This is a genomic window from Devosia sp. Z6_126, from assembly GCF_058133495.1.
On sequence record NZ_JBYUNO010000001.1, the window covers coordinates 1,345,060 to 1,371,929 of the forward strand.

Genomic DNA, 26,870 nt, shown 5'->3' on the forward strand with positions numbered 1-26,870 from the left:
GCCCTGGTTTGGAGGGCACCATGCTCAACACAAGATGGCACCGTGACAACCCGCGCCCGCTGTTTCCGCGCTCGGCATTGCTGGGCTGGCACCTGCGGCACGAGGCCGCCTGCTCCTGCAGCTCACTCCCCGAGTTCGTGCTGCGCGAGCTCGACGAAATGGGCGTGATCGTCCCCGGCCATACCTCCCGCCCCGAAGGCAATGTGGCCGTCACTGCGCGCGCGCTCCGCCCCGGGCTTTGAGCGCCCGGCAAGCAGATGGGGCTGACAGGCCCCATCGCTGCCCCGATCGGGCAAGCAGCCAAACCCCACTCCTGCAGTCGCCTGCCCGGCCGAGGTCCGAAGGGACAGCTGGCGTCAGACCGCTAGTTGGTGGGTATTGGCCCAAAGGGTGACGACGATCCCCTCGTCGGACCAGTCGGTCTGGATCGAGCCGCCCAGCTGGCCCGTGACGCTGCGGTTGAGCAGCTTGCCCCCATAGCCTTGGTCGGTCGGCGGCTTGACCCGGGGTCCCCCGCGTTCCGTCCAAATCAGGCATAGCTCGTCGGGGGTAAGGCTCCCCGAAATAACCAGCAGGCCCGATCCCACGGACAGCGCGCCATATTTGACCGAATTGGTCGCCAGTTCATGGATCACCAGGGCCAGGGTGGTGGCCGATTGCTCGCCGATCTCCATCGGGGGCACATCGACATAAATCCGGTTGAAATCCCCCGAAGCATCATAGGGCGCCAGGATCACGCTGATCAGGTCCTCGAGCGCAGCGCTGCCCGCCGCATGACCGGGGAGGGAGCGGACAAAATCATGGGCACGGCGCAAGGCCTGCAGCCGCCCCTTGAGCTCGGCGGTCATCTCGGCAACGCTGGTGCTCGAGCGCGACGACAGGTCGACCAGCCCCTCGGCAATGGCCAGCAGGTTCTTGACCCGATGGCTCATTTCGCCCGCCAGCAATGCGTTGTTTTCCTCGGCCTGCCGGCGTCGGGTCACATCGAGGAACACCCCCACCATCTGCCCGTCATGCAGCCGCTCGTCTTCCCCGAGGCCCCGCACCGACACCCACCGCACCTGCTTGTTCACGAGGATGCGGAAATCGATCTCATAGGTGCCCTTGATGGCGCGCGTGGCCCGCAGATTGGCCCGTACCATTTCAAGGTCGGCCGGGTAGACGCGCGAGGAAAGGTCCTCCAGCGTCACCCTGCTGCGGCGCGGCAAGCCCCACAGGTCGAAGCCAAGTTCGTCCATGATGAAAGCGTCGGTTTCGGGCGACCATGACCAAAGCGCCACCCCGGCCGCATCGAGAGCGCGCCTGAGCTTGCTGGTTTCCTGCAAGAACGGGCGGTCGGGAAGTGCCGTTTCACGGTTCGCGGACCCAGGGCGTTTCGTGGGTCGAGGCCGCGGTTCAAGGGGATAGCCACCTGGCGTCGGCATATCGGGAATCTCCTGGGCTGGCTGCCACTATAGGATCGGCTCACTAGCCCTTCTTGATCACCGTCAACGCTGATGGGTATGGTGGCGTCCGGCGCATGCGTCGGATCAGCGCAGCGCCCGCATGGCGTTGAGGATCACGGCAACATCGATCGCTTCCTGTACCAGCGCGCCCTGGACAGGAGGCAAAAAGCCGAAGGCAGCGGCAGTCATCGCCAGCACCGAAAGGCTAAGCCCGACCGTAACGCTTTGCAGGGCAATGACCCGCGAGCGCTGGGCAATGCCGATGGCTTCGGCCAGGGGGGCGAGCTGGTCCACCAGCACCACGACCCCCGCCGCTTCCGAGGACGCGGCCGCACCCCGCGCGCCCATGGCAACGCCCACATCGGCGGCGGCGAGCGCTGGGGCATCATTGACCCCGTCCCCCACCATCATCGTATAGCCCGCCCCATGTTCGGAGCGGACGGCTGCCACCTTGTCGCCCGGCTTCAGATCCCCCCGCACAGCGTCAACGCCGAGGCGGTCGCCCACTGCCTGGGCAACCGCAGTCCGGTCGCCTGAAGCCAGTACGATCCGGTCCACTCCGGCGGCACGGAGTGCCCGCAGGACCTGGCCGGCGTCCTCGCGCAGCCGATCGGCAAGGACGATGAACCCCGCAAGCTCGTCGTTGATGGCGACGGCCACGGCCATGGCCTCTTCGGGGGTGGCAAGCTGGGCTGGCGGCACGGTCGGCGGAGGTATTTGCGCCAGCACCCAATCGGGTGCGCCAACCACGACGCGCTGCCCTTCCACCGTGCCGACAAGGCCGGTGCCCGGCGTTTCCGTGACGTGGCTGGGGGCGGAAAGTTGCAGCTTGCGCTCGGCGGCGGCATCAATCAGCGCTTCGGCCACAACATGGTTGGAAGCTTGTTCGAGGCTGGCAGCGGGTCCGAGCACATCGGTTTCGGTGTGGCCCGCCATGGTGGTGATCTGCGTTACCGCGGCGCGCCCATAGGTGAGCGTACCCGTCTTGTCGAGGATCACCACCTTGATCCGTGCCATGGTTTCGAACACGCCGCCATTCTTGATCATCACGCCGATCCTGGCGGCGCGCGACATGCCCGAAATCAGGGCCACCGGCACGGCCAGAATCAGCGGGCAGGGGGTTGCCGCCACCAGCACGGCCAGGGCGCGCACCGGTTCGTGGCTCAGGCCCCAGGCGAGGCCGGCCATTGCGAGCGTCAGCACCAGAAACCAGATCGCGTATCGATCGGCCATGCGCACCATGGGCGGCTTGCTGCGCTGGGCCGCTTCCACCATCCGGACAATGCCGGCATAGGTGCTGTTTCGCGCGAGGTTAGTGGCAAGCAGGGTGAAGGCCGGGCCCAGCGAGGTCGAGCCGCTCATCACCTCGCCGCCGGCGGCCACGCGGGCGGGATTGGCTTCTCCCGTCAGCGCCGAGACATCGAGCACCGCATCGCCATCAAGCGGGCTGCCGTCCACCGGCACCACCTCGCCCTGCCGGATCAGCAGGTGGTCGCCCGGAGCGACCTCATCGATCGGCACTTCCACGAGGTGCTCGCCCTCGAACCGCATGGCGGTGCGGGCAACCCGGCCCAGCAGGGCGGTCATCTCCTGTTGCGCACGGCCCTGGGCGTAGCTTTCCAGCAGTTGCCCGCCGGCATACATCAGGGCGACCACATTGCCGGCCAGCGGTTCCCCGAAACCAAGGGCGGCCGACATGGACAGCGCCGCCACCACGTCGAGCCCCACATCCCCGCGCCGCAGCGAGGTCCAGATCTGGACCAGCAGGGCACCCAGCACCGGCAGGGTTGCCGCGGTCCAGATGGCGTGGGCCCAGTTTGCCGGCCCTTGCCACATGACCAAAAGGCCGGCGAGGAGCCCGACCAGGGCCAGCGCCAGCAGCAGGTAGGTGGTCCGCTGCTTCATCTTGGCTTGGCCCCCGTGGATCTTGGTGGCTGTTGTATCCCGCCGGCGCCGCCCCGACTTGATGCCTGTCAAGTTGCGACCATCCGCGCCAGCTGGCCGGCTGGCGCGCAAATGACGGCCCGGCGCTCTCGGTCAAACGGCGGTGTAGCCGCCGTCCACCAGGTGGTAGCTGCCAGTGATGAAGCTGGCAGCGGGGGACAACAGGAACACGGTGAGCGCCGCAACTTCCTGCGGGGTGCCCAACCGGCCGATCGGATGCAGATTGCGCAAGCCGGCCAGGGTTTGCGCGTCAAGCGTGTCCGAAATCAGCGGGGTGTCGATGAACCCAGGGCCAACCGCATTGATGCGGATATTGTGCTCGGCATATTCGGCTGCGGCCGCCTTGGTCAGCCCTACCACGCCATGCTTGGCCGCCACATAGGCCGGTGAATTGGCAAAGCCGACCGTGCCCAGAATGGATGCCATGTTGACGATCGCCCCGCCACCCGAGGCCTGGATCGCCGGCAATTGGTAGCGCAGGCCGTAGAACACGCTGTTGAGATTGACGTCGATGACCCTCGCCCAGCCGTTCAGCGGGTATTCCCCGGTGCGGGCCGCCGGGCCGCTGATCCCGGCATTGTTGACGGCGTAATGCAGCGCGCCAAAGCTGCGTTTGACATTGTCGACCAGCGCCTCCACTTCGAGGGCCGAGCCCACATCCAGCGCGTAAGCCTGGGCGGTTCCACCCGCAGCGCGGATGGCCAGGACGACGTCGTCGGCACCCTCCTGGTTGAGATCGGCAACCATCACCGAAGCGCCACGGGCGGCAAGTTCATGGGCAATGGCTGCCCCGATCCCCGACGCCGCCCCGGTCACCAATGCGGCCTTGCCTTTGAAATCCTGGTCCATGCGTTCCTCACTGCGTTGAGTCAGAACGAAACTAGGGCGCTGTCGCCGCGCTGGCCTTGACCGAAATCAAGCCAGTGAATGCCGCGGGTAAATTGCACAGCGGCGCGGGCGGCGAAATGGTGATCCCGGCGGGATTCGAACCCACGACCCCAGGATTAGGAATCCTGTGCTCTATCCTGCTGAGCTACGAGACCACACGGTCTGGGTTATACAGAACCTGGCGGGCGGGTGCAAACGCGCGAAACGACCGTGCTTTTCGCTTCAGGAGCAGCTAGGGGAAAACCCGCAGCGTGCGGTGTTGCGCCAAAGCCTCACTGGTGCGCTTCGTGGGGCCGCGAGCTGGCTCGGTAAGGTTTTGTTGCAGGCTTTGCCGTTATGGTGAACCGAATCTTACCGAGGTCGGCCCCGTGTTCAAGACCAGCTTTGTTCGGCTCGCCACGCTTGCAGCGCTGTCCAGCGTTTCGGCCGCGGCGATGGCGTGCGAAGCCCTGCGCATGGTGCCCGGCGGCACGGTTGTCCAGGTCACCGATGGCGACACGGTGGTGCTTGATTCGGGGCTCGTTGTGCGCCTGATCGGCACCCAGGCGCCCAAGCTGCCCTTGGGGCGCGAGGGTTTTCCCACCTGGCCGCTGGCGCCGCAAGCCAAGGCGGCGCTTGAGGCCCTTTCGCTCGGTCAGACCGTGCGGCTCGGCTATGGCGGGGAAGAAGTGGATCGCTATGAGCGCGCCCTGGCCCACCTCTTTGTCGAGGGGCCAGAGGGAGAACAATGGGCCCAGCAGGCGATGATCGCCCAAGGTCTGGCGCGGGTATATTCCTTTCCCGACAACCGGGCGTGCCTTGATTTATTGCTCGCCGCGGAAGGGCGGGCGCGGGCGGCCGGGCTTGGCATCTGGTCCGATCCCTATTACAGCGTGCGGGCGGCAGATCGGCCTGAAGAATTGCTCGCGCGCGCCGGCCACTATGAACTGGTGGAAGGGCGGGTGTTGCTGGCCGATCGCAGCGGCGGGCGGGTCTATCTCAATTTCGGCCGGTTTTGGAAGCAAGACTTCACCGCCGTTATCGAGGCATCCGCATTGCGGCTGTTTGCCGAAGATGGCTTTGATCCAATGGCGCTGGAAGGCGCCCTGGTCCGGATCAGAGGATGGGTGGATGATCGGGATGGTCCACGCATCGAAGTAACCCATCCCGAGCAGATCGAGGTTTTAGCCACACAATGACGGGGTATCTGCGTAAGGCTCGGCCGGTCCGGCTCGCATTGCTCGCGAGCGCGTTGCTGGTGGTTTCGGCCTGCACCACAATGAGCGGCACCCATATTGCGGTGACCCAGACGGGCGATAATCCCGCTCCCCTGGTCGTGCCCGAAGGCACCGATCCAGAGGATGTGGTGATCGGCCGGCGCGAGCATCCGCGCATCATCGCCGCCTATGGTGGGGTGTATTCCGATCGCCCCGCCGAAATCATGGTGGCGCGCATTGTCGGCCGGCTGCTGGCCGCGGCCAACCAGCCCAATGCCCAGTTCCAGGTCACCATTCTCGATAGTGCGGAGGTCAATGCCTTTGCCCTGCCGGGTGGCTATATCTATGTCACGAGAGGCATTCTCGCGCTGGCGTCCGATACCAGCGAACTCGCTGCGGTCCTCGCGCACGAAATCGCTCACGTGACGCTGCGCCATGCGCGCGCCCGGACCGATCGCACCCGCACCACGGCCATTGTCGACCGGGTGATCACGGGCGTATTCGGCGGCGACAGCTCGACCGATCAATTGTCCAACCGTTCGCGCGAATCCATGGCCGCTTTCGGCCAAAGCCAGGAGCTGGAAGCGGATCGCGAAGGCATCAAATTTGCCGGCAAGGCCGGCTATGACCCCTCCGCCGCTGCGCGGTTCCTGGGCGTGATGAGCCGGTTCGCCAGCTTCTCGGCCGGCGAAAATGCCGGCGAGGGGTTCCTGTCCTCCCACCCATCGACCCCCGCCCGCATCCAGAAGGCGATGGATACGGCAACCACCATGTTCGGCCAGGCCGGCATTGGCGAGGTCGGGCGCGAGGAATATCTGGCCAGCATCACGGGCCTGACCTTCGGCGACAGCCCGGCGCAAGGCTCGATCATCGGCCGGCGCTTCGTGCATCCGGCCAGCAAGTTCACCTTCACCGTGCCGCAGGGCTATACGCTGCAGAACTCGCAAAGCGCGGTGGTGGGCGTTGCCGGCGATGGCGAGGCGGTGCGCTTCGACAGTGCCGAGGTCAATGCCAGCATGCCCTTGGCCGATTATCTCAAGTCCGGCTGGATCGCCGGGCTCAAGGGCGAAACCGTGAGCACGCAGAGCTTCAACGGCATCGAAATGGCCTCGGGCCTGGCGCAAACCGATCAGTGGTTCTTCCGCGTGTCGGTGATGCGGCTTGATGGCCAGGTTTACCGCTTCATCTTTGCGGCCAAGTCCGACAGTGCCCGCTTTGCGGCTGGCGCTGAAGCCACGCTCAAGAGCTTCCGGCGCACGACGACCGCCGACCTTGCCGATATACGGCGCGTCGCGGTGCGGATCGTCACGGCCAAACCGGGCGATACCAGTGAATCGCTGGCGCGCCAGATGGCCGGGCTCAATCGCGGTACCGAGCTGTTTTACATCATCAATGATCTGTTCCCCGGCGATCCGATCCGGGTCGGGGAAAAATACAAGGTGGTCGCGCTGCACTAGCGCGGCCCCGTCGGGGCTGATGCCGCGCCGTTGGCGTCAGCGCGTCCTCTCCATGGCGTCCTCGATCGCGCGGGACGCCCCGCCGACCCCGTCGCCGAACAAGACAGTGACATTGTCGCCCAGCGCCACGAGGCTCGTGATCAGGGCCACTGCAATCAGGGCGGCAATGAGGCCATATTCGATGGCGGTGGCGCCGCGCTCTTCGGCGAAAAACCGATGAACTATCCGGGTCGGCATCGGCGCTGCGCCTCCTTGCTCCCTAGAGCAGATCGCACAGGGCGGCGATCAATGGCTCGTCGGCCGGGGGCATGGGATAATCGCGCAGGGCCTGCGGGCGCACCCATTTAAGAGCGGCATGTTCCTTGGCCTGCGGCTGGCCCTGCCATTTCCGGCACACATAAAGTGGCATCAACAGGTGAAAAGTTTCGTAAGGGTGGCTGGCAAAGCTCAGCGGCGCGAGACAGGCGGTTTTGGTGGATACGCCAAGCTCCTCTTCCAGCTCGCGGATCAGGGCGGCTTCGGGTGATTCGCCCGGCTCGACCTTGCCGCCCGGAAACTCCCACAGCCCCGCCAGCGACTTGCCCTCGGGCCGCTGGGCGATCAGCACCCGCCGGTCCGCATCCACCAGCGCACAGGCAACAACAAGCAGTGTGGGATATGCGCTCATGGGTTGGGAACAATCCGGTAGGTGTAATCATATTGGCGCGCAAAGCCGAGCCGCGCGTATAGCGCTTTGGCGGCCAGGTTGTCGCCCGCAACATTGAGCGCCGCGATCGTGGCGCCGGCATGTTGGGCCCAATAAAGCCCGCTTTGCATCGCCGCCTGGCCAAAGCCCTGCCGCCGCTGCCCGGGGTCGGTGACGACATTGCCCGCAACAACAATATCGCCGGCCAGCGCGAACAAGGCCGAAGCTGCAGGCTCGCCATTGCCGGCATAAACCACGACGCCCCGGGCGGGCACGCGCATCGCCTTGAGCAGGGCGATGAACTTGTCGGTTGTGGTCCCATCATAGGGTTGCAGCCGGGCCTGGGCTGCGAGAAAGGCCGGGTCGAGCGGGTCGGTCGCTTGCGCCCGCGTGTCAGGCGCCACCGCGCCGAGTCTTGCCGCATAAACATGGGACAGCTCAATGCTGCGCCACCCACCGGCATCGAGCGCGGCAATAAGCTCAGGGCTCGCCAGCGGCGTCAGCCGGAACACGGGGGGCAGGCCCCGTTGTTCAAGCCAGGCGCGGCTCGCCGCAACCCGCGCCACGGCGTTTGTCCCATCGGCGGGGTCAAGGCATTGCACCGAATTGGCGCGCTTGGTGAAGCCATTTGCGGCACGCCGGATCCAGCCGCCGTCATATTCGGTTTCCACACCCGGCCAGGCCTGCAGCCCGGCCTCTTCCAGTTCGAGGACGCCGGGCAGCACCATTTCAGCTCCGATAGCTGCCATTGATGTCGATATAGCCATGGGTCAGGTCGCAGGTATAGACCGTCGCGCGTCCCTGGCCGAGCCCGATATCGACGGTCACTTCCAGCTCGGTCCCCTTCATGTAAGCGGAGGTCGCGGCTTCGTCGTAGACCGCCGCGCGTTCCCCGGCCTGGGCGACCACCAGGTCGCCAAAGCGGATCGACAGCTTGTCGCGGTCAGCCGGCTCGCCGGCCTTGCCCACCGCCATCACGACGCGACCCCAATTGGCGTCCTCGCCGGCTATCGCCGTCTTGACGAGGGGGCTATCGGCAATGGACTTGGCGATCCGGAATGCGCTCTCGTCGCTGGTAGCGCCTTGCACATGCACGCTCACCTGCTTGGTAGCCCCTTCGCCGTCGCGGACCACCTGGATGGCCAGGTCGAACAGCACGTCATGGAGGGCGGTGCCGAAGATCTCGGCGCGCGGGTCCTCGAGGCTGGTGATCGGCTCGACGCCGGGTACCTGTCCCGTTGCGAATACCAGCAGCGTGTCGGAAGTGGAGGTATCGCTGTCGACCGTTACGGCATTGAAGGTGGTGCGCACATGCTGGCTCAGCAGCGCCTGCAGCACATCGGCGGCGATCGGCGCGTCGGTGAACACAAAGCTCAGCATCGTCGCCATGTCAGGCGCGATCATGCCCGAGCCCTTGGCAATGCCGTTGATGGTGATCGCACTGCCGTCGAGGTCGAGCGTTGCACCCGCTAGCTTGGGGAAGGTGTCGGTCGTCATGATGGCCTTGGCCGGCTCCATCCAGGGCGTGTCGCCCAGCCGGGTGGCCGCATCCTTGAGCACCCCAGCAAACTTGCTGGGATCGAGCGGCTCGCCGATAACGCCCGTGGACGCCAGGAAGACCTCGCTTGGGGCGCAGCCCAATGCCTTGGCGGCAAAATCGGCAGTCGCTGCCACGCTGTCGCGCCCCTTGGCGCCGGTGAAGGCATTGGCATTGCCTGAATTGACCACAAGCCCGCGCGCCACACCCGCCGGCAGATTGGCCTTGCACCAATCCACCGCCGCCGACGAGCACAGCGAACGCGTGACGACGCCGGCAACGGTCGTCCCCTCGGCAAGGCTCACCAGCAGCACGTCGGTGCGGTTCTTGTATTTGATGCCGGCTTCGGCGGTGGCAAAGCGCACTCCGGCGACGGCCGGCAGTTCCGGATAGGATTGAGGGGCAAGCGGGGAAACCGGATGGGCCATGCCTAAACGCCTTTGAACAAGGAAAGCTGGCTCCGGGTGTGCCTCAAACATGGCCCATTCGCAAGACGGCCGGGGCGGGGTGGCCCGCCGTCCTGGCCGGTTTTCCCGCCTTAGCTGGCGGCCCGCTTCCTGCCGGCAATAAAACCGCCGAAATGCCGGCCGATCAAAGGCACGACTACAAGCACGATCGTGCTGGCCATGAATGGCACGAGCACGAGGCTGCGCTGCCAGATGTCCCAGCCAACGGTGAGGGGCGTCAGCAGGTAAAGATAAAGCGTGACGATGGGATAAACCGCCAGCGTCATGACCAGCGCCATGCGCAGGCGCGAAGCGAGGGAAGAAGGCATTTGTCTGCTCCAACAGAACGGTACGTTTCGTTCTATAATGAAACGCACCGTTTCGATCAAGTCTTTTCTTTATGGTTGGGCTGGCTCATATTAGCGCCATGAGCATTTCCCCAGCAGACGAGGCCGATGATCGACGCCGCTCCATCGGTGCCCGGCGCAATCCGGAAACCGAACAAGCAATCCTTGAGGCGGCCGAAGCCATCATGGCTGAAGATGGGATTGCCGGCTTTTCCATCGAAGCGGTGGCCAAGCGCGCCCGGGCCGGCAAGCCCACGATCTACAAATGGTGGCCGGGCAAAACCGCGCTGCTGCTTGATGTCTATCATCGCCACAAGCCGGCGGCGGTGCATACCGATACCGGCAGCACCGAAGGGGATGTGCTGGCATTTCTCACTGGTATCTTCACCCATTGGGGGGAAACCGGCGCGGGCAATGTGTTTCGCTTTGTGATCGCGGAAGCCCAGCGCGACGAACAGGCCGCGCAGTCGCTGCGCGCTTATGCGGCGCAGCGGCGGATCCAGACTGGGGCAATTTTCGAGCGGGGCGTGGCGCGGGGCGAACTAGCGGCCGATACCGATGTCGGTCTTGCCGCCGATGCGCTGGCCGGCTTTGTGTGGCACCGGCTGCTGACGGGGCGGGTCGAATGCGACCCCGAGCAATTGGCCAAACTGGCCCGGCAGATGGTCCGGGGGCTGCTCGCCCCCGGCGTCTGATTGGTTGCTTACTGTGCGGGGGCAGCTTCTGGTGCGGCTTCCGGAGCAGCTTCCTCTTCGCCCGCTTCGGCAGCTTCTGCAGCTTCCGCCGGCTCGGTCTGGGCTTCAACGGCTGCCGCCAGCGCGGGATCGGGGATCTCGATCTCGACGCCTTCCATCAGCTTGGCGACTTCGGCATCAAACGCGTTCATCAGCAGCTGCTGCTGCAACTGGCCGGCGACCTGCTCGATGGGCGCGGGGCTCGACTTGCGCTTTTCCTCGAGCCGGATGACGTGCCAGCCGAACTGGGACTGCACGGGATCGCTGATCTGGCCGGGCTCGGTCAGGGCAAAGGCCGCCTCTTCGAACTGCGGCACCATCATGCCAGCGCTGAAAAAGCCGAGATCGCCGCCATTGGCCGCACCGGGGTCGATGGACTTTTCCTTGGCCACTTCAGCAAAATCGGCGCCGCCATCGAGCTCGGCCTTGACCGCCTTGGCCTCGTCTTCGGTCTGCACCAGGATGTGGCTGGCATGGATTTCGTCGGCTGGCTCGAACTCGGCGACATATTTGTCGTATTCGGCCCGCACAGCTTCTTCGGTCACGGCCGCCGCGATCACATCGGCAAAATAAGCGCGGCGCAGGGCGCGCTCTTCCAGGTAATCCAGCCGCTGCTGGAACAGGGGCGTGGCGTCCATGCCCGCTTCCTTGGCGGCGCCAGCCATCACTTTCATGTCAATCAGCACGCGCAGCAGGAAGGCCTTGCGCTGTTCGGGAGGCATCTGGCTCAGTTCCTGGGTCAGGTCCTCGGCCGCAAAGCTGAGGTCAGCCTCGGTGATGGGCTCGCCACCCACTGTTGCGACAACCGCGTCAGGGGCCGGGGTAGCCGGCTCGGCAGCGGGGGCAGTCTCGGTTGCAGGAGCCGCGGGAGCCGCGTCCTGGGCCAGGGCGGGCAGCCCCGCGGCCAGAACCAGCGCCAAGGCACTTACGGTGCGCCCAAGGCGCTTGGATGAAAACAGCATAGCGTGGTTCTCCTTGACGGGCGCATGCCATGGGCATGGCCGCTGGTGGTCGGCAATGGGCGCGCCCCGATCAGGCGCGCGCCTGCCTGTCATGGCTTAGCGGCCAAAATGTGCCGCCCAAGGGGGAAGCGTCGGGGATGGTTAAGGCTCCATGACGGACCCGTTTTTACTGGGCCGGGCGCAGATGTGGCCGATTTCGCCGAAGTTGACAAGGCAAGGGGGCGCTCTTACATCTCAGCCGCATTTTACGGCATGCTTTCGGTGGCCAGAATGGCTGATGACGCATGCGCGAAACCCTCGGGGCCAGCTGGCTCCACATCGTGCTATAGAGGCAAAAGATGATCTTCTTGCCCCTGCGCGGACCGCAAACGGCCCTTCGCGCCACGATGATCAAACAAAGGACGATCTAGATGGCTCTTGCTGCACTTGCCCGGCGGCTTTTCGGTACCGCGTCCGATCGGCATGTGAAGCGGTTTCATCCCAATGTTGCTGCTATCAATGCACTGGAATCCGAACTGGCGGGACTTTCCGATGAGGCGCTGCGCGCCCGCACCGAGCAGTTCAAGACCCAACTCCAGAATGGCGCCGATCTCGATGACCTGATCGTGCCCGCCTTTGCTACCGTGCGCGAAGCCAGTAAGCGCGTGCTCGGCATGCGCCACTTCGATGTGCAGCTGATCGGCGGCATGGTGCTCAATGACCGCTCCATCGCCGAAATGCGCACCGGTGAAGGCAAGACGCTGGTGGCAACGCTTCCCGTCTACCTCAATGCGCTGACCGGCCGGGGCGTGCATGTGGTCACGGTCAACGACTACCTTGCCCGCCGCGACGCCGCCTGGATGGGCCAGATCTACAATTTCCTTGGTCTCTCCTACGGCATTATCGTGCATGGCCTGACCGATGCCGAGCGCAAGGCCGCTTATGCCGCCGACATCACCTACGGCACCAACAACGAATTTGGCTTCGATTACCTGCGCGACAACATGAAATACACGCGCGCCCAGATGGTGCAGCGCGGCCATGCCTATGGGATCGTCGACGAAGTGGACTCCATCCTGATCGATGAGGCGCGCACCCCGCTCATCATCTCGGGTCCCTCCGAAGACCGCTCCAATCTCTACGTCCAGATCGACGAGATGATGGAGCTGATCGGGGAGGACGATTTCGAGCTCGACGAAAAGCAGCGCTCCGCCACCTTCACCGATGCCGGCATCGAAAAGCTCGAAGCCCGGTTGGCTGAAGTCGGACTGCTGAAATCTGAATCTCTTTATGACGTGGAAAACGTCGCCCTGGTGCACCACGCCAACTCGGCCCTGCGCGCGCACAAGCTCTTCCGCAAGGACAAGGACTACATCGTTCGCAATGATGAAGTCGTCATTATTGACGAGTTCTCGGGCCGCATGATGCCTGGCCGCCGTTATTCCGAAGGCCTGCACCAGGCGCTCGAAGCCAAGGAACACGTTAAGATCCAGCCGGAAAACCAGACCCTCGCCTCGATCACCTTCCAGAACTATTTCCGCCTGTACGAAAAGCTCGCCGGCATGACCGGTACGGCCGCCACCGAAGCGGAAGAATTTGCTGACATCTACAAGCTCGATGTGGTGACCGTCCCCACCAATTTGCCGGTGCAGCGCCAGGACGACGAAGACGCCATTTATCGCACCGCGGCCGAAAAGTTCGATGCCATTGCCGACATGATCAAGCAGTGCCAGGAGCGCGGCCAGCCCGTTCTCGTGGGCACGACCTCGATTGAAAAATCGGAAATGCTGGCCGAACTGCTGCGCCAGAAAAATGTCGGCGCCATGAACGTGCTCAATGCGCGCCACCACGAGCAGGAAGCCCAGATCGTGGCCGATGCCGGCATGCCGGGCGCCATCACCATTGCCACCAATATGGCGGGTCGCGGCACCGATATCCAGCTCGGCGGCAACCTGGAAATGCGCATCGAAAAGGAAGCCGAGGGTCTCGAAGGGGCCGAGCGCGAAGCCAAGATCGCCGAGATCAAGGCCAAGATCGCCGAAGACAAGGCCAAGGCCATTGCCGCGGGCGGGCTCATGGTGATCGGCACCGAGCGCCACGAGTCGCGCCGCATCGACAACCAGCTGCGCGGCCGTTCGGGCCGTCAGGGCGACCCCGGCCATTCCGCCTTCTTCCTGTCGCTGCAGGACGATCTGATGCGCATCTTCCCGGTGGATTCCATGGATTCCATGCTGGGCAAGCTCGGGCTCGAACAGGGCGAAAGCATCACCCATCCCTGGGTCACCAAGGCCATCGAGCGTGCCCAGGGCAAGGTCGAAGCGCGCAACTTCGACATCCGCAAGAACATCCTCAAATATGACGACGTGATGAATGATCAGCGCAAGGTGATCTTCGAGCAGCGTCTCGAGATGATGGATGCCGAGGATGTCAGCGACACCGTGCGCGACATGCGCCACGATGTGGTGGAAGCCATTGTCGCCAAGGCCATTCCCCCGCGCTCCTATCCCGAGCAGTGGAATGTCGAGCAGCTGACCGCCGCGGCCAAGACCTATCTCAACATCGATGCACCGATCGCCCAGTGGGCCGAGGAAGAAGGCATCGACGCCGAAACGGTCACCGAGCGCCTGATCAAGGCCGCGGACGATTTCTTTGACGCCAAGGAGCAGCGCACGCTCGAAGCCATGGAAGCGGCCGGCACGCCCAACCCGACCGTGATGCGGCAGGTCGAAAAGTCCATTCTGCTGCAGTCCATCGACGGGCTCTGGCGCGAGCACCTCGTCACCCTCGATCACCTCTCCAAGGTCGTGGGCTGGCGCGGCATGGCCCAGCGCGATCCGCTCAACGAATACAAGCAGGAAGCCTATGAGCTGTTCCAGGCGCTGCTGACCAATCTGCGCGAACTGGTGACCACCCAGCTTTCCCATGTCGAGCTGCAGATCCGCCCGCCCGTCTCGGCGCCTGATCTGAGTGGCTTGCGCGAAACCCATATCGATCCGCTGACCGGCGAGAACGATGCCGATGGCGACGACACCTTTGATGATTCCCTGGGTGCCACCGGCGAGGATCCCTCGCTCAAGCCCCTCGACCCCGCCCTCATGGTCGGCGTCTCCCGCAATGCCCCTTGCCCCTGCGGTTCGGGCAAGAAATTCAAACACTGCCACGGCGCTTTCTAAGCCAAAGGCCCGGACGCAAGTCCGGGCCTTTTTCGTTGGCGCAAGGAGCTCAAAGCCTAGTGCGTGTGGCCGAGGGTACATCCTATCCCAACCCTATCGGCTCCTGCCCTCCCTCCCCCCTTGAGGGGAGGGCCGGGGAGGGGGTCGTCGGGAAATCCAGCAAAAGGGTCGCTTCACCTCTCGCACCGGCTCCCCAGTCGACACCCTCCCCCTTGAGGGGAGGGATCAAGGGTGGGGGTTCAGGCCGCTCCGCCAGCGCATGGCCCGGCTAGTCCACGACACAGTCCCCGGAACCCCAGCCACACCAAGGCGTTTGCGCGCCTATCAGCCCGAGGAGTGTTTGCCATGCTCGACCATTCCGGCTTTGTTGTTGCCGACCTTGCCCGCAGCAGGCGCTTTTATGATGCGATCGCCCGGGCGCTTGAGCTGGGCACGATCGACAACGGCCCCAATGCGTTCCTGCTCGGCAAGAGCGCGCAGGAGCCCATCCCCTATCTCTGGATCGGCACCAGCCGGCCGTCATACTGGGCCGAGGGCTCGCGCCCCGGGCTAAACCAGATGCATTTTGCCTTCCGCGCGCGCAGCCCCGCCATGGTGGATGCGTTTTATCGCGCAGCCCTTGCCGCCGGCGGTACCGACCACGGCCCGCCTGGTCCACGCCAGGGCGCAGGGGACTATTACGGCGCCTTTGTGCTCGATCCCGATGGCAACAATATCGAAGCCTGCTTTCGCGGCGTCGACTTTACCCGTGCCGAGCCTGAGTTCAGCAGTTGACGCGCAGTTCGGCGTAGCCGGTCATGCCACCGGCGCCCGAGGACACCACCGCGACGGTGCAGGTGGTGCCGCGCAACAGGGCATTGCCGCCATTGGGAATGGTGGTGCCGTCCGCCAGCGCCACATAGCCCGCTTCCACGGCGGCAACATTGACCTCGGCGCCATTGCCGCAAATGGGGTAGTTGTCCCCACCCGTGACCAAAAAGCGCGTGCCCGCGGGCATGCAATCCCCCCCTGAGGCAGCAGTGGCGGCGGCGGGCGCGGCGTCGGGCAGCGGCGGCAGGGCGCCAGCCGGGGCCGTGTTTGGGCTTTGGCTGCGCCAGTCTTCTTCCAGGATCGCCAGGCGGTTGGACAGTTCCACCAGGGGGTCTTCCCCCGAGGCTGCTGCAGCCGCCGGCGCACTGGCCAGTTGCTGGTTGAACAGCTCAAGGCTTACCCGGATCTGGGCGATGTCGCTCGACATGCGCCGGATGTCGCGCTGGGTATCGGTGTAAACCCAGGCGCAGGCGGCGATCGCGCCCACGGCCACAAGGCCCGCCACAAAGCTCAGCAGGCGCTCCCCGCCAAATCGTTGGCGCGCAGGGGCCGGCGGCAGGGGCCGCTCGGCGGGCTCGGGGGTGGCAACATCGTCGTGCAAGTAACTATCCTTCGTGGCCCATCGCTTCGGGGCATGCGCCAAGAGCGTGCCCAAAACATGACGGGAGCGTCACGCTCCCGCCGGGGCCTAGACGCCGGCGGGCTTGGTCAGCGGAGCTGGTGCCGCAGCGCCCGAAATCGCCGGCTGGGCCGGTGCCGCACCGCCGCCCAGGGCACTGCCGACCCCGCCGAAAAAGCCGGTCACGGCGCCGCCAATGGCCTCGCCACGCGCCGCAATGGCGGCTTTTTCGGCCGCCTGCTTGTCGATCAGCGCCAGCGCATCATTGATCTTGGCGTCAGCCGCCTGCTGTTCGGCCACGAGGGTGGGGTGGGTGGTGAGCACCGGGCAGGGGCCGAGCGGATCGAGCGGGCCGCTGGTCATGGCATTGAACACATAGCGCTGTTCGCACACATCCCAGGATGGGGGCGTCTTGTTGAACTCAAAGAAGTCATAGCCTTCCTTGATGTTCTTCCAGAAGGGCAGGTGCTGGTTGGTGGCCTGCTTGGCCAGGTTGGCCGCCGTCATCTTGAACGGGAAGATCTGCACCTGGAAGGCGGGATTGCCGCCCTTGAAGCTTTCGCGCGCCAGGGCATAGATCTCGGCCATGTTGCCATCGGTCATGGCGTAGCAGCCCACCGACTTGCAATCGCCATGCACCATCAGATTGGAGCCGCTACGCCCAAGCGCGCGGTCGAACTTGTTGGGAAAGCCGGTATTGAACGCGAGGTAATAGGCCGATTTCGGGTTCATCTGCCCGGGCGTGACCGTATAGAAGCCTTCGGGGCTTTGGCGGTCGCCTTCCTTGAACTTGGGCCCCAGATCGCCCGAATAGGTGCAGATCTCGTAGCTTTTGAACAAGGCGAACTGGCCGGTATTGGTGCGTTTCCACACCTCGAGCGTACGTTCCTGCTTGAAGATGCGCACCACCATGGCTTCGCCGGGCGAGGAGCCTATGGCGCGCAGCGCGGTGACGGTGGCTGCAGCGAGGGGCTGGTTGTGGCGGTTGTCGCCCTTGATGAAGCCGCAGCCGGCGAGCGCGAGACCCACCCAGAGCAGCACCACGACGGAGCAGAATTTGCGCAGAAAATTGGCGGTCACAGCAGGCAGCCCATACAGCGGAACACGGGGCTAGCCTTAGGCCTGCTTGGTTACCGCGTGGTAAGAGATCATAGTTAACCCGTTCTTACCACGCCCGCAAAGGGCCCGAACAGGGGCCCCCTGCGGTCAAGTCCGCGTGATCGCCCCCTTACAGGGCGGTGCCGATGGCAAGGAACTTTTCACGCCGGTGTTCGCGCACTTCCAAACGGCTGCGGCCGCTGAAATCATTGAGGAAAGTGCTGATGGCGGTGCGGGTCGCATCCATCACTGCCGCCGGGTTGCGGTGCGCGCCGCCCGCCGGTTCAGGAACGATGGCGTCGATCACGCCAAAGCCCAACAGATCCGTCGCGGTGATCTTCATATTGGTGGCCGCGTCCTGCGCCTTGGCGGCATCGCGCCACAGGATGGAAGCGCCCCCTTCGGGCGAGATCACCGAATAGATTGAATGCTCGAGCATCAGCACCCGGTTGGCCGTCGCGATGGCAATTGCGCCGCCCGAGCCGCCTTCACCGATGATGATGGCGAGGTTGGGCACGCCCAGTTCGAGCGATTTTTCGGTGGAGCGGGCAATGGCCTCGGCCTGGCCACGTTCTTCGGCCCCGATGCCGGGGTAAGCGCCGGCCGTATCCACGAACGAGATCAGCGGAATGTTGAACCGGTCAGCCATTTCCATGATGCGCACGGCCTTGCGATAGCCTTCAGGGCGCGCCATGCCGAAATTGTGCTTGATGCGGCTATCGGTGGAGTTGCCCTTTTCCTGGCCCATGACCGCAACGGGCTGGCCGCTGAAGCGCCCGAACCCGGCCTGGATCGCGGGATCCTCGGCGAACTTGCGGTCGCCCGCCAGCGGGGTCCATTCGGTGATGAGGCTGCGGGTGTAATCGGAAAAATGCGGGCGCTGCGGGTGGCGCGCGATCTGCGTTTTTTGCCAGGGCGTCAGGCGCTTGTAGATGTCGAGCAGCGCTTCTTCGGCGCGAGCCGACAGGCGCGACACTTCCTCGTCGATGGAAACGGCCTGATCGCCCGCTGCCAAATTCTTGAGTTCGGCAATCTTTGCCTCGAGGTCGGCGACCGGCTTTTCAAAATCGAGATAAGTCTGCATCCAACCTGCCCGTTAGGGGTCAATCTTTGACCCATGCCAATGGGCCGCTGCTGTTGCGCCCCAAAGTGGCCGGAAAGTGGCGAGGGCGTCTGTCTGAGTCAAGCGCCTTCGCAGCAGGGGGCCGCTCGGAACGCCGTGAAAGGTTTACGATCCGTCTGCCATTGGGTGGTGGGTTTCCACCAGATGGCGCAGTTTTTCGTCCAGCACATGGGTATAGATCTGGGTGGTTGAAATATCGGCATGGCCCAGCAGCATCTGCACCACGCGCAGATCGGCGCCACCCGCCAGCAGATGGCTGGCAAAGGCGTGCCGCAGCACATGGGGCGCTACCCGGCTGGCGCTGATCCCGGCCCGCGCTGCCAGCCCCTTGAGATCGCGCGCAAACACCTGGCGCGACAAATATCCCTCGGCGCCGCTCGCGGGAAACAGGAACACGCCCGGCTCAATGGTCTTGAGATAAGCCTTGATGGCATCGCGTGCGCGATCATTGAGCGGCACGACGCGCTCCTTGTTGCCCTTGCCGCGCACGGTCAAAAAGCTGGCGTCGCGCATCACCGCCGCGCGCTTCAAACTCACCAGCTCGCTCACGCGCATGCCGGTGGCGTAAAGCAGCTCCAGCAGCACATAAAGCCGCAGGGCCGCGGCCTGCTTGGGCGCGGACGCCTCGGTGTTGGCTTCCGCTTCAGCCAAGGTCAGAAGCTTGTCGATCTCGGCGATCGACAGCACTTTGGGCAGGGCGCGCCGGCTTTTGGGGCTGGCGATAATGCGGGTGGGGTCGTCGGCCCGCAGATTGTCGGCGCACAAGAAGCGGTGGAACTGGCGAATGGCCGATAGGCGCCGTGCGCTCGAGGACGCCGACAGCCCACTTTGCTTGAGATGATCGAGATAAGCGGCGACTTCTTCGCGCTCCCCCGTCAGCAGCGTCTTGCCCTTGCCGGCCAGAAAGCCGGCATAGTCGGACAGGTCGCGCCGATAGGCATCGATCGTGTTTGGTGCCGCGCCCCGCTCGGCGCTCATCATTTCGAGAAACGCGCCGATCAGATGGGTGCCGCTCATGGGCTGGCCGGGGCCTCGGCCGGTGCAGCCTCGGCCGGTGCAGCATCCGCCGGTGCAGCAGGGGCGGGCTCGGCGGCTGGGGCGGGAGCTGGTGCGCGGGTTTGCCCCGGCAGGCCGGGCGCGCTTTCGCCCAGCAGCTCATTGGTGGGAATGCGGATCGTGGTTTCCTTGGGTGCCGGCTTGACGCTGAGGACCAGCGCGAACATGCCTGCATAAGCAAGGCCAACCAGGATGAGCAGGGTAACAAGGAGGCGGATCAGGGTGGGCATGGTTGTCCGGAATCTGTTCTGGGCGCGGGCACAGTACATGAAAATACCGGCAAATGCTTTCGATCTGGTTGGGAGCGTTGCTCGCTTCTTGACAGCGGCCGTCTCGCCCGCTTGATAGCGACCACCACATGGGGAGCCCCTTTTGTCCCGATCCACTGCGGCCAACCGGCAGGCCCAAGCCCAACTTCTTGTCGAGCTGCTGGATGGCAGGCCCCTGGCTCTCGTAGGCATGATGGGCGCAGGCAAGACCACTGTCGGCCGGCGCCTCGCCAATCGCATGGGCCGCCAGTTCCTCGATAGCGACGAGGAAATCGAAAAAGCCGCGCAAATGAGCATCCCCGAGATTTTTGCCCAACGCGGGGAAGCCGAATTTCGCGCCGGGGAAACCAGGGTGATTTCCCGGGTGCTCAAGCATCCCGACCTGGTGCTGGCCACGGGCGGTGGGGCTTTTGTGCATCCCGAAACCCGGGCCGTGCTCAAAAGCGAAGCGGTTTCGGTCTGGATCAAGGCCGATACGGACCTGTTGTTCCAGCGCGTGTCGCGCCGCTCCAACCGCCCGCTGCTGCAAACCGCCAATCCACGTGAAACATTGGAGCGGCTCGTCGAGGAGCGCTACCCCATCTATGCCGAGGCCGATGTGACCGTGGTATCGCGCGATGTGCCCCAGGAAACCGTAGCCAGCGACCTCGTGGAAGCCGTGCTCGCCTATCTGCAGGAAAAGCCATAGCCATGCCCGCCATCGCCCATACCGTTCATGTCGCCCTGGGCGAGCGTGCCTATGATATCCTGATCGGGGATCGCCTGCTCGAGGATGCCGGCGCCATTCTCGCCGAGCGTTTTGCCGGGCGCCGCTTTGGTATCGTCACCGACGCCACGGTCGCCCAGGCGCAGCTGCCGCGCCTGCAGCGCAGCCTTGATGCAGCGGGTCTCCTTCACACCCCCATCATCGTGCCGGCGGGCGAGGGCAGCAAATCCTGGACTCAGCTCCAATATGTCACCGAAGCCATTCTTGCCGCCCGGCTCGAGCGGGGCGATGCGGTGATCGCCCTTGGCGGCGGGGTGATCGGGGATCTCGCGGGCTTTGCCGCCTCCATCGCCCGACGCGGCATGGACTTGATCCAGATGCCCACTTCGCTCCTCGCCCAGGTCGATAGCTCGGTCGGGGGCAAGACCGGGATCAATTCGCCCCACGGCAAGAACCTGATCGGCGCCTTTCATCAGCCTCGCCTGGTGCTCGCCGATCTCTCCACCCTCGATACCCTCGCGCCCCGGCAATTTGCCGCCGGTTATGCGGAAGTCGTCAAATACGGGCTGATCGACGACGAAGACTTCTTTTTCTGGCTCGAAGCCAACCGCGCCGAAATTTTCGCCGGCGGAGCGGCCCGGGGTGAAGCTATCGCGCGCTGCTGCCGGCACAAGGCCCGCGTCGTCATCGAGGACGAGCGCGAGCAGGGCGTTCGGGCGCTGCTCAATCTGGGGCACACGTTCGGCCATGCGCTGGAAAAGGACACCGGCTTTGGCGATCGGCTGCTGCATGGCGAAGGGGTCGCCATCGGCATGGTGTTGGCGCACGCCTTTTCTGCCCGTTTGGGCCTCGCGCCGTCGCAGGACACCGGCCGGGTACAGGCCCAATTGCAAGCAGCGGGCCTGCCCACCACATTACGTGACATTGCCGGGGGTGTCGGCTCCACCCAAACCCTGATGGCCGCCATCGCCCAAGACAAGAAAGTCTCGCGTGGCGCCCTGACCTTTATCCTGACCCGCGGCATCGGCCAGGCCTTCATTGAACGAAATGTTGATCCAACTGCCGTGGCGCAGTTTTTGGACGATATGCGGGGCTGAGGCGTCCCGTTGTTTGGCTCCGGTTGCGGCGGAACGCCGGGCGTTCCGGTGCCAAGCGCACTGGCCCTCACCCTCCCCCTTGTGGGGAGGGACGGGGAGGGGACTTCCAAGCTAAAAGCTGCGCTTTTGCCCCAAAGCGCTCTTTCAAAACGCAAGAACCCTTTCCATATGGAGGGTCCTCCCGCTAGAATGCTAGCCCTTGTGATTTCCATCACTGGGCAGCACTTCGATGGCCAGCGCATGGACCCGGCTCTTGAGCTCGGCATCCAGCGCTTCCATAACGGCGCGGTGTTGCGCCACGCGAGGCTTCCCGTCAAACTGCCGGGTCGCGATTCTGACACGAAAATGGGTTTCACCCCCCTCCAGCCAACCGGCATGACCGCGATGCTTGTTGGATTCGTCGATCACTTCGAGGAATTCGGGTGAAAAGCGGTCGGTAAGCTTGGCTGTTATGGTGTCTTTAAAGGACATCGGGCTGAGGTTTCCATTGGTTTGAAGCAAAGTAACTAGGCGCAATGAAATCGCAATCCAAGCTCTTCGACCCCATCCGCATCCGGCCGCGTCGCGAAGCCAAGCCCGAACCCGTGGCCCAGCTCTGCGATTGGGAAGGCTGCGAGGAACCCGGCACCCACAAGGCCCCCAAGGGCCATGGTGCTGAAGGGCAGTACCACCATTTCTGCCTGCAGCATGTCCGTCACTACAACACGGCCTTCAACTTTTTTGCCGGCATGGAAAAGGACGCGCTGGAAGAAGCGCTCCATACCCCGCCCAAGGCGGAAAGCCGCTCAAGCTTTGCCACCGGCCAGCCCGGCATGCGCGGATCGCGCGCTGCCAGCGCGGCCGGCATCCGGCCCGGCGATAAATATGGCGACCCCTTTGGCGTCTTTGCCCGTTATCGCCACCGCCAGGCCCAAACCCCGGCGGCCGAACGCGTCAAGCCCACCAACGAGCTCGACAAGCGCGCCCTTGAAACCCTCGGGATCATCGGGCCGCCGAAATCGGACGAGATCAAGCGGGCCTACAAGACCCTGGTCAAGATCCACCACCCCGATGCCAATGGCGGCGACAAGTCCTCCGAAGAGCGGCTGCGCACCATTATCGCGGCCTATTCCCATCTCAAGAAATCGGGGTTCGTCGCCAAGTAGTTCGCCATGGCTCGGGCTACCGCCTCGGGCACAATGCTGCTATAGAGCCGCCGCATCCTTCCTTTGCCGTTCCATCTGCCCAAGAGCCCGCCATGAGTGAATTCACCAACCTGCCGGACACCCAATACCAGGCCCGGGATCTTTTCGGCATCGACACCGACCTGACGGTGCCCGGTTACGCGCAGCGCACCGAGCATGTTCCACCGGTTGATCCCGATTACCTGTTTGACCGCAACACCACGCTCGCGATCCTGGCCGGCTTTGCCTTTAATCGCCGCGTCATGGTGCAGGGCTATCACGGCACGGGCAAATCCACCCATATCGAGCAGGTCGCTGCCCGCCTCAACTGGCCGCTGGTGCGCGTCAATCTCGACAGCCACGTTTCGCGTATCGATCTCGTCGGCAAGGACGCGATCGTGCTCAAGGACGGCAAGCAGATCACCGAGTTCCGCGACGGCATCCTCCCCTGGGCGGTGCAGAACAATGTCGCTCTCGTATTCGACGAATACGACGCGGGCCGCCCCGACGTGATGTTCGTGATCCAGCGCGTGCTGGAAGTCGCGGGCCGCCTCACGCTGCTCGATCAGAACCGCGTGATCGTGCCCCATCCGGCATTCCGCTTGTTTGCGACCACCAACACCATTGGTCTGGGCGACACGTCGGGCCTTTACCACGGCACCCAGCAGATCAATCAGGGTCAGATGGACCGCTGGAGCCTTGTGACGACGCTCAACTACCTGCCCCATGACAAGGAAGTCGGCATTGTTCTGGCCAAGAACAAAACCTATGCCGAAAACGATCGCGGCAAAAAGCTCGTGAGCAACATGGTGCGGCTGGCCGACCTGACCCGCCAGGCCTTCATCAATGGCGATCTGTCCACCGTGATGTCGCCACGTACCGTCATCACCTGGGCCGAAAACACCCAGATCTTTGGCGGCGATGTCGGCTTTGCCTTCCGCCTCACCTTCCTCAACAAATGCGACGAGCTCGAACGCCCCGTGGTCGCCGAGTTCTACCAGCGCGTGTTTGGCGAAGACCTGCCCGAAAGCTCCGCGAACCTGGCCGTCACGGCCTGATCGCGCTGCACGGCCTCACCCCTGGACAGGCTCAGGGTGAGGCCTTTCGAGACTTCTGCGTTTCCCGTAGACCTCATGGCGAGCCTGTCGAACCACGAGGTCGCCGCACCTTGGGCGCAAGCCCGGACCGGATGAGCATGGCACAATCGCCCCGCAGCAAAGCCAACAAGCCCGATCAAACCCTGGCCTTCAAGACGGCCATGGGCGCCACCGTGCGCGCCATCGGGGGCAAGAGCGATCTTGAGGTCACCTTCACCGCCGACCGCCCGCTGCTGACGGCCGACAAGGCGCGCCTCGCCAATCTGCCCCGCCTGCCGACCCGGCGCGACATTGCCATTGCCCGCGGGCAGGGCGATGCCATGGCGATGCGGCTCGCGAGCCACGATCCCGAAGCGCACCGCAAGCGCTCCCCCATGGACCCGCAGGCCCGCGCCGCCTTTGATGCGCTCGAGCAGGCGCGCGTCGAGGCGCTGGGCTGCGTGCGCATGCCCGGCATGGTCGGCAATATCGGGGAAATGCTCGAGGATCGCCTGTTCCGCGCCAATTTCGCCGAAGTCACCGCCCGCGACGATGCGCCCATCGCCGAGGCCCTTGGCCTGCTGCTGCGCGAAAAGCTCGCCGGCGTGCCGGTGCCGCCATCGGGCCATGCGCTGGTCGATCTGTGGCGCAGCGAAATCGAAAGCAAGGCCGGCACTTCGCTCGCCACGCTCCTCACCCGCTTCGAGAACCAGAACGAGTTCGGCAAGGCCGCCAAGGCGCTGCTGCGCGACCTCAATCTCGTGCCCGAAAGCGAAGTGGAAGACCCCAGCGACGCCGACGAGAGCGGCGAGGACGAGGGTCAGCCCGACCAGGCCCAGGGTTCCGATGAATCCCCCGAACAGGGCGAAGGCGAAAACGAGCAGACCGACAGCCAGCAGGAAGAGGCCGCCGGGGAATCGGAAGAAACCGGCGATGTCGAGGGCCTTGAATCGGATATGGCCGATGTCGACGAGGACGCCGCCGCGCAAGCCGGCGAGGACGCCCCCATGCCGCCCCCCGGCAGGGATGCCGGCACCCAGCTGACCAACCAGTTCAACTACAAGGTCTTCACCACCAAATATGATGAGATCGTCAAGGCGGCCGAACTGTGCCCGCCCGACGAGCTCGACCAGCTGCGCGCCCTCCTCGACAAGCAGCTCGAAAACCTCGCCGGTGCCGTTGCGCGCCTTGCCAACAAGCTGCAGCGCCGCCTCATGGCCAAGCAGAATCGCTCCTGGCAGTTCGACCTCGAGGAAGGCGTGCTCGATACCGCCCGCCTCACCCGCGTCGTCACCGATCCGATGCAGGCGCTGAGCTTCAAGGTCGAGAACGACACCGATTTCCGCGACACGGTGGTCACCCTCCTCATCGATAATTCCGGCTCCATGCGCGGCCGCCCGATCACCATCGCTGCCATCTGCGGCGACATTCTCGCACGCACGCTCGAGCGCTGCGGCGTCAAGGTCGAAATCCTGGGGTTCACCACCCGCGCCTGGAAGGGCGGCAAGTCGCGCGAAGCCTGGCTGGAAGCAGGGCGGCCCGCCAATCCGGGCCGCGTCAACGACATCAGGCACATCATCTACAAGGCCGCCGACGAGCCGTGGCGCCATGCCCGGCGCAATCTCGGGCTGATGATGCGCGAAGGCCTGCTCAAGGAAAACATCGATGGCGAGGCGCTCGAATGGGCGCGCAAGCGCCTGATGGCCCGCCCCGAAGCGCGGCGCATCCTCATGGTCATTTCCGATGGCGCGCCGGTCGATGACAGCACCCAATCGGTCAATGCCGGCAACTATCTCGAAGCCCATCTGCGCCAGGTGATCGAGGATATCGAAACGCGCTCGCCCATCCAGCTTGTTGCCGTGGGCATCGGCCATGACGTGACCCGCTATTATCGCCGGGCCGTCACCCTGCTCGATGCCGAAGAGCTCGCCGGCGCGCTCACCGATGAGCTCGCGGCGCTGTTTGACGAGGAACTGCCCACGCAAACCCGCCGCCGGGGCCGGGGTTGAGGGCAGGCCTGGCACTGCTGCTTGGCCCGCTGCTGCTGGCCTGCTCACCGGGCCAGGCCGCGGAGTCCACCACTGTAGGGGCGGTGCAGATCGCCCAGTTCGGCAATTCCGCACTCGACCAGCCTGCTGGCAAGCTGATCTGGCGGGGCGGCATTGCCCTTGTTAGCCAGCACGACGATTTCGGTGGCCTGTCTGGCGTCACCTTTACCAGTCCCGATCACCGTGTGGTGTTTGTGTCCGATCGCGGCCAGTTCGTTTCGGGCCAGCTCGCCTATGATGACCATAACCGCCTGCTCGGCCTGCTCGGTGTGCAGGTTGCGCCGATGCAAAATTCCAGCGGCGCGCCGCTGCCCCGCCAATATGCCCGGGATTCGGAATCGGTCGAAACCGTGCATCGCGACGGCGTGCCCGTGGCGGTGCGCGTCAGTTTTGAACACCTGACCCGCGTCGCCGATTTCGCCCTCACCGATGGCGTTCCCGATGGGCCGGCGCGGGAAGTCGCCATTCCCCAGTGGCTCAGCGATAATCGCTCCAATGAAACGCTGGAATCGGTGTGCATCGCGCCCACATCGTCACCCGTGGCCGGCTCGACGCTCCTCATCACCGAAGCCATCATGGATGAGGCGGGCAATCACCGCGCCGAGCTTTTGGGGCAAACCGACAAGGGTTCGCTTTCGCTGGTGCCCAGCCCCGGCCGCGTGCCCACCGATTGTGCCTTTCTGCCTAATGGCGACCTTCTGGTGCTCGAGCGCGGCATCGCCTTTATCGCCTTCACCATGGGCCTGCGCCGCATCCCGGCCGAGCTGGTGCGCCCGGGCAGCGTCATGCAGGGTGAGCTGATCCTCGAAGCGAGCGGCGGCACCATCGACAACATGGAAGCCCTTGCTGTCCACACTGCCCCAGACGGGGAAACCCGCATCCTCATCGGCTCGGACAACAATTTCAACGACTGGCAGCGCACCCTGCTGCTGGAATTCGGCGTGCCCGAATAGGCGGGCCTTCGCCCGGCCGTTCGCCCAAATGGGGCACCAACGCCACCCCACCCCCGGTG

General features: G+C 64.5%; 27 protein-coding genes and 1 tRNA gene. 12 read left to right on the top strand and 16 right to left on the bottom strand.

Annotated elements, in window-relative coordinates; translation table 11 throughout:
• The first annotated feature begins 20 nt into the window (after nucleotides 1–20).
• Complete coding sequence (locus tag AC3YOG_RS06550; RefSeq protein WP_127754605.1) at nucleotides 21–242, top strand: hypothetical protein; 222 nt, start codon at nucleotides 21–23, stop codon at nucleotides 240–242.
• A gap of 114 nt (nucleotides 243–356) precedes the next feature.
• Here the strand turns inward: AC3YOG_RS06550 and AC3YOG_RS06555 are convergent, their stop codons facing one another.
• The 4 genes from AC3YOG_RS06555 to AC3YOG_RS06570 all read right to left on the bottom strand — a co-directional run bounded on the left by AC3YOG_RS06555 (nucleotide 357) and on the right by AC3YOG_RS06570 (nucleotide 4,432).
• Nucleotides 357–1,424 (bottom strand): sensor histidine kinase, encoded by a 1,068-nt coding sequence (locus tag AC3YOG_RS06555; RefSeq protein ID WP_172125665.1) that lies wholly within the window; start codon nucleotides 1,422–1,424, stop codon nucleotides 357–359.
• A 105-nt stretch (nucleotides 1,425–1,529) separates the two neighbouring features.
• Entirely contained in the window at nucleotides 1,530–3,350 is a 1,821-nt protein-coding gene (locus AC3YOG_RS06560) for a heavy metal translocating P-type ATPase (protein WP_127754603.1), read from the bottom strand.
• Between the two features lie 132 nt (nucleotides 3,351–3,482).
• The gene (locus tag AC3YOG_RS06565; RefSeq protein WP_172125669.1) at nucleotides 3,483–4,238 is read right to left on the bottom strand and encodes an SDR family NAD(P)-dependent oxidoreductase; all 756 of its coding nucleotides are present in this window, start codon (nucleotides 4,236–4,238) and stop codon (nucleotides 3,483–3,485) included.
• Between the two features lie 117 nt (nucleotides 4,239–4,355).
• A tRNA-Arg gene (locus AC3YOG_RS06570) sits at nucleotides 4,356–4,432 on the bottom strand.
• 213 nt (nucleotides 4,433–4,645) lie between these two features.
• Between AC3YOG_RS06570 and AC3YOG_RS06575 the strand changes: the two genes are divergently transcribed.
• Together AC3YOG_RS06575 and AC3YOG_RS06580 are read left to right on the top strand one after the other, a co-directional pair.
• Complete coding sequence (locus AC3YOG_RS06575; protein WP_489934505.1) at nucleotides 4,646–5,455, top strand: thermonuclease family protein; 810 nt, start codon at nucleotides 4,646–4,648, stop codon at nucleotides 5,453–5,455.
• The gene (locus AC3YOG_RS06580; RefSeq protein WP_127754601.1) at nucleotides 5,452–6,930 is read left to right on the top strand and encodes a M48 family metalloprotease; all 1,479 of its coding nucleotides are present in this window, start codon (nucleotides 5,452–5,454) and stop codon (nucleotides 6,928–6,930) included. The genes AC3YOG_RS06575 and AC3YOG_RS06580 overlap by 4 nt, the downstream gene beginning before the upstream one ends.
• Nucleotides 6,931–6,966: 36 nt before the next feature.
• On the opposite strand, the gene AC3YOG_RS06585 is transcribed toward AC3YOG_RS06580, so the two are convergent.
• The 5 genes from AC3YOG_RS06585 to AC3YOG_RS06605 form a co-directional block, all read right to left on the bottom strand.
• On the bottom strand, nucleotides 6,967–7,167 hold the full coding sequence (locus AC3YOG_RS06585; protein WP_172125671.1) for a Flp family type IVb pilin: 201 nt from the start codon (nucleotides 7,165–7,167) through the stop codon (nucleotides 6,967–6,969).
• Nucleotides 7,168–7,189: 22 nt separating this feature from the next.
• Complete coding sequence (locus tag AC3YOG_RS06590; protein WP_127754599.1) at nucleotides 7,190–7,597, bottom strand: (deoxy)nucleoside triphosphate pyrophosphohydrolase; 408 nt, start codon at nucleotides 7,595–7,597, stop codon at nucleotides 7,190–7,192.
• Complete coding sequence (locus AC3YOG_RS06595) at nucleotides 7,594–8,364, bottom strand: GNAT family N-acetyltransferase (RefSeq protein WP_489934506.1); 771 nt, start codon at nucleotides 8,362–8,364, stop codon at nucleotides 7,594–7,596. Before AC3YOG_RS06595 ends, AC3YOG_RS06590 begins: the two co-directional genes overlap by 4 nt.
• Nucleotides 8,345–9,580 carry a bifunctional glutamate N-acetyltransferase/amino-acid acetyltransferase ArgJ gene (gene argJ / locus AC3YOG_RS06600; RefSeq protein WP_489934507.1) on the bottom strand — a complete coding sequence of 412 codons (1,236 nt, stop codon included), beginning with the start codon at nucleotides 9,578–9,580 and terminating at the stop codon, nucleotides 8,345–8,347. Before argJ ends, AC3YOG_RS06595 begins: the two co-directional genes overlap by 20 nt.
• 110 nt (nucleotides 9,581–9,690) lie before the next feature.
• Complete coding sequence (locus tag AC3YOG_RS06605) at nucleotides 9,691–9,927, bottom strand: hypothetical protein (RefSeq protein WP_489889768.1); 237 nt, start codon at nucleotides 9,925–9,927, stop codon at nucleotides 9,691–9,693.
• 98 nt (nucleotides 9,928–10,025) lie between these two features.
• Here AC3YOG_RS06605 and AC3YOG_RS06610 point away from each other — a divergent pair, with 98 nt between their 5' ends.
• A complete protein-coding gene (locus tag AC3YOG_RS06610) occupies nucleotides 10,026–10,640 on the top strand; it encodes a TetR/AcrR family transcriptional regulator (protein WP_489934508.1) in 615 nt (204 codons plus the stop codon).
• Nucleotides 10,641–10,648: 8 nt separating this feature from the next.
• Here AC3YOG_RS06610 and AC3YOG_RS06615 read toward each other — a convergent pair whose 3' ends face one another.
• The gene (locus AC3YOG_RS06615) at nucleotides 10,649–11,641 is read right to left on the bottom strand and encodes a peptidylprolyl isomerase (protein WP_489934509.1); all 993 of its coding nucleotides are present in this window, start codon (nucleotides 11,639–11,641) and stop codon (nucleotides 10,649–10,651) included.
• Between the two features lie 410 nt (nucleotides 11,642–12,051).
• Here AC3YOG_RS06615 and secA point away from each other — a divergent pair, with 410 nt between their 5' ends.
• On the top strand, nucleotides 12,052–14,793 hold the full coding sequence (secA, locus tag AC3YOG_RS06620) for a preprotein translocase subunit SecA (RefSeq protein WP_127754593.1): 2,742 nt from the start codon (nucleotides 12,052–12,054) through the stop codon (nucleotides 14,791–14,793).
• 345 nt (nucleotides 14,794–15,138) lie between these two features.
• Nucleotides 15,139–15,567, top strand: coding sequence for a VOC family protein (locus AC3YOG_RS06625; RefSeq protein WP_489934510.1), 429 nt, complete (start codon nucleotides 15,139–15,141; stop codon nucleotides 15,565–15,567).
• Here AC3YOG_RS06625 and AC3YOG_RS06630 read toward each other — a convergent pair.
• From AC3YOG_RS06630 to AC3YOG_RS06650, 5 genes are all read right to left on the bottom strand, one after another.
• Entirely contained in the window at nucleotides 15,557–16,204 is a 648-nt protein-coding gene (locus AC3YOG_RS06630) for a hypothetical protein (protein WP_489934511.1), read from the bottom strand. The two genes, AC3YOG_RS06625 and AC3YOG_RS06630, sit on opposite strands and share 11 nt — an antisense overlap.
• A gap of 87 nt (nucleotides 16,205–16,291) precedes the next feature.
• Nucleotides 16,292–17,302: a L,D-transpeptidase family protein gene (locus AC3YOG_RS06635; RefSeq protein WP_489934512.1), complete on the bottom strand. Its 1,011-nt coding sequence runs from the start codon at nucleotides 17,300–17,302 to the stop codon at nucleotides 16,292–16,294.
• Nucleotides 17,303–17,450: 148 nt separating this feature from the next.
• On the bottom strand, nucleotides 17,451–18,404 hold the full coding sequence (locus tag AC3YOG_RS06640) for an acetyl-CoA carboxylase carboxyltransferase subunit alpha (RefSeq protein ID WP_489934513.1): 954 nt from the start codon (nucleotides 18,402–18,404) through the stop codon (nucleotides 17,451–17,453).
• A 144-nt stretch (nucleotides 18,405–18,548) separates the two neighbouring features.
• Entirely contained in the window at nucleotides 18,549–19,460 is a 912-nt protein-coding gene (gene xerD / locus AC3YOG_RS06645; RefSeq protein ID WP_127754589.1) for a site-specific tyrosine recombinase XerD, read from the bottom strand.
• The gene (locus AC3YOG_RS06650) at nucleotides 19,457–19,729 is read right to left on the bottom strand and encodes a hypothetical protein (RefSeq protein ID WP_489889774.1); all 273 of its coding nucleotides are present in this window, start codon (nucleotides 19,727–19,729) and stop codon (nucleotides 19,457–19,459) included. Before AC3YOG_RS06650 ends, xerD begins: the two co-directional genes overlap by 4 nt.
• A gap of 142 nt (nucleotides 19,730–19,871) precedes the next feature.
• On the opposite strand from AC3YOG_RS06650, the gene AC3YOG_RS06655 reads away from it, so the two are divergent.
• Together AC3YOG_RS06655 and aroB are read left to right on the top strand one after the other, a co-directional pair.
• A complete protein-coding gene (locus tag AC3YOG_RS06655; RefSeq protein ID WP_172125689.1) occupies nucleotides 19,872–20,456 on the top strand; it encodes a shikimate kinase in 585 nt (194 codons plus the stop codon).
• Nucleotides 20,457–20,458: 2 nt separating this feature from the next.
• A complete protein-coding gene (gene aroB / locus AC3YOG_RS06660) occupies nucleotides 20,459–21,571 on the top strand; it encodes a 3-dehydroquinate synthase (protein WP_489934514.1) in 1,113 nt (370 codons plus the stop codon).
• Nucleotides 21,572–21,763: 192 nt separating this feature from the next.
• Here the strand turns inward: aroB and AC3YOG_RS06665 are convergent, their stop codons facing one another.
• Nucleotides 21,764–22,087, bottom strand: coding sequence for a BolA family protein (locus AC3YOG_RS06665; RefSeq protein ID WP_489889777.1), 324 nt, complete (start codon nucleotides 22,085–22,087; stop codon nucleotides 21,764–21,766).
• Between AC3YOG_RS06665 and AC3YOG_RS06670 the strand changes: the two genes are divergently transcribed.
• The 4 genes from AC3YOG_RS06670 to AC3YOG_RS06685 all read left to right on the top strand — a co-directional run bounded on the left by AC3YOG_RS06670 (nucleotide 22,087) and on the right by AC3YOG_RS06685 (nucleotide 26,811).
• Entirely contained in the window at nucleotides 22,087–22,716 is a 630-nt protein-coding gene (locus tag AC3YOG_RS06670) for a J domain-containing protein (RefSeq protein ID WP_489934515.1), read from the top strand. The two genes, AC3YOG_RS06665 and AC3YOG_RS06670, sit on opposite strands and share 1 nt — an antisense overlap.
• A gap of 92 nt (nucleotides 22,717–22,808) precedes the next feature.
• The gene (cobS, locus tag AC3YOG_RS06675) at nucleotides 22,809–23,792 is read left to right on the top strand and encodes a cobaltochelatase subunit CobS (RefSeq protein ID WP_127754585.1); all 984 of its coding nucleotides are present in this window, start codon (nucleotides 22,809–22,811) and stop codon (nucleotides 23,790–23,792) included.
• A 137-nt stretch (nucleotides 23,793–23,929) separates the two neighbouring features.
• Nucleotides 23,930–25,819 carry a cobaltochelatase subunit CobT gene (cobT, locus tag AC3YOG_RS06680; protein WP_489934516.1) on the top strand — a complete coding sequence of 630 codons (1,890 nt, stop codon included), beginning with the start codon at nucleotides 23,930–23,932 and terminating at the stop codon, nucleotides 25,817–25,819.
• On the top strand, nucleotides 25,816–26,811 hold the full coding sequence (locus AC3YOG_RS06685) for an esterase-like activity of phytase family protein (RefSeq protein WP_489934517.1): 996 nt from the start codon (nucleotides 25,816–25,818) through the stop codon (nucleotides 26,809–26,811). Before cobT ends, AC3YOG_RS06685 begins: the two co-directional genes overlap by 4 nt.
• Nucleotides 26,812–26,870 lie beyond the last annotated feature (59 nt).

Bases quoted from the DNA above. Each gene is read 5' to 3' on its own strand.
- AC3YOG_RS06550 (WP_127754605.1), top strand. From the start codon at position 21: ATGCTCAACACAAGATGGCACCGTGACAACCCGCGCCCGCTGTTTCCG.
- AC3YOG_RS06555 (WP_172125665.1), bottom strand. From the start codon at position 1,424: ATGCCGACGCCAGGTGGCTATCCCCTTGAACCGCGGCCTCGACCCACG.
- AC3YOG_RS06560 (WP_127754603.1), bottom strand. From the start codon at position 3,350: ATGAAGCAGCGGACCACCTACCTGCTGCTGGCGCTGGCCCTGGTCGGG.
- AC3YOG_RS06565 (WP_172125669.1), bottom strand. From the start codon at position 4,238: ATGGACCAGGATTTCAAAGGCAAGGCCGCATTGGTGACCGGGGCGGCG.
- AC3YOG_RS06580 (WP_127754601.1), top strand. From the start codon at position 5,452: ATGACGGGGTATCTGCGTAAGGCTCGGCCGGTCCGGCTCGCATTGCTC.
- AC3YOG_RS06585 (WP_172125671.1), bottom strand. From the start codon at position 7,167: ATGCCGACCCGGATAGTTCATCGGTTTTTCGCCGAAGAGCGCGGCGCC.
- AC3YOG_RS06590 (WP_127754599.1), bottom strand. From the start codon at position 7,597: ATGAGCGCATATCCCACACTGCTTGTTGTTGCCTGTGCGCTGGTGGAT.
- AC3YOG_RS06595 (WP_489934506.1), bottom strand. From the start codon at position 8,364: ATGGCAGCTATCGGAGCTGAAATGGTGCTGCCCGGCGTCCTCGAACTG.
- argJ (WP_489934507.1), bottom strand. From the start codon at position 9,580: ATGGCCCATCCGGTTTCCCCGCTTGCCCCTCAATCCTATCCGGAACTG.
- AC3YOG_RS06605 (WP_489889768.1), bottom strand. From the start codon at position 9,927: ATGCCTTCTTCCCTCGCTTCGCGCCTGCGCATGGCGCTGGTCATGACG.
- AC3YOG_RS06610 (WP_489934508.1), top strand. From the start codon at position 10,026: ATGAGCATTTCCCCAGCAGACGAGGCCGATGATCGACGCCGCTCCATC.
- AC3YOG_RS06615 (WP_489934509.1), bottom strand. From the start codon at position 11,641: ATGCTGTTTTCATCCAAGCGCCTTGGGCGCACCGTAAGTGCCTTGGCG.
- secA (WP_127754593.1), top strand. From the start codon at position 12,052: ATGGCTCTTGCTGCACTTGCCCGGCGGCTTTTCGGTACCGCGTCCGAT.
- AC3YOG_RS06625 (WP_489934510.1), top strand. From the start codon at position 15,139: ATGCTCGACCATTCCGGCTTTGTTGTTGCCGACCTTGCCCGCAGCAGG.
- AC3YOG_RS06640 (WP_489934513.1), bottom strand. From the start codon at position 18,404: ATGCAGACTTATCTCGATTTTGAAAAGCCGGTCGCCGACCTCGAGGCA.
- xerD (WP_127754589.1), bottom strand. From the start codon at position 19,460: ATGAGCGGCACCCATCTGATCGGCGCGTTTCTCGAAATGATGAGCGCC.
- AC3YOG_RS06650 (WP_489889774.1), bottom strand. From the start codon at position 19,729: ATGCCCACCCTGATCCGCCTCCTTGTTACCCTGCTCATCCTGGTTGGC.
- aroB (WP_489934514.1), top strand. From the start codon at position 20,459: ATGCCCGCCATCGCCCATACCGTTCATGTCGCCCTGGGCGAGCGTGCC.
- AC3YOG_RS06670 (WP_489934515.1), top strand. From the start codon at position 22,087: ATGAAATCGCAATCCAAGCTCTTCGACCCCATCCGCATCCGGCCGCGT.
- cobS (WP_127754585.1), top strand. From the start codon at position 22,809: ATGAGTGAATTCACCAACCTGCCGGACACCCAATACCAGGCCCGGGAT.
- cobT (WP_489934516.1), top strand. From the start codon at position 23,930: ATGGCACAATCGCCCCGCAGCAAAGCCAACAAGCCCGATCAAACCCTG.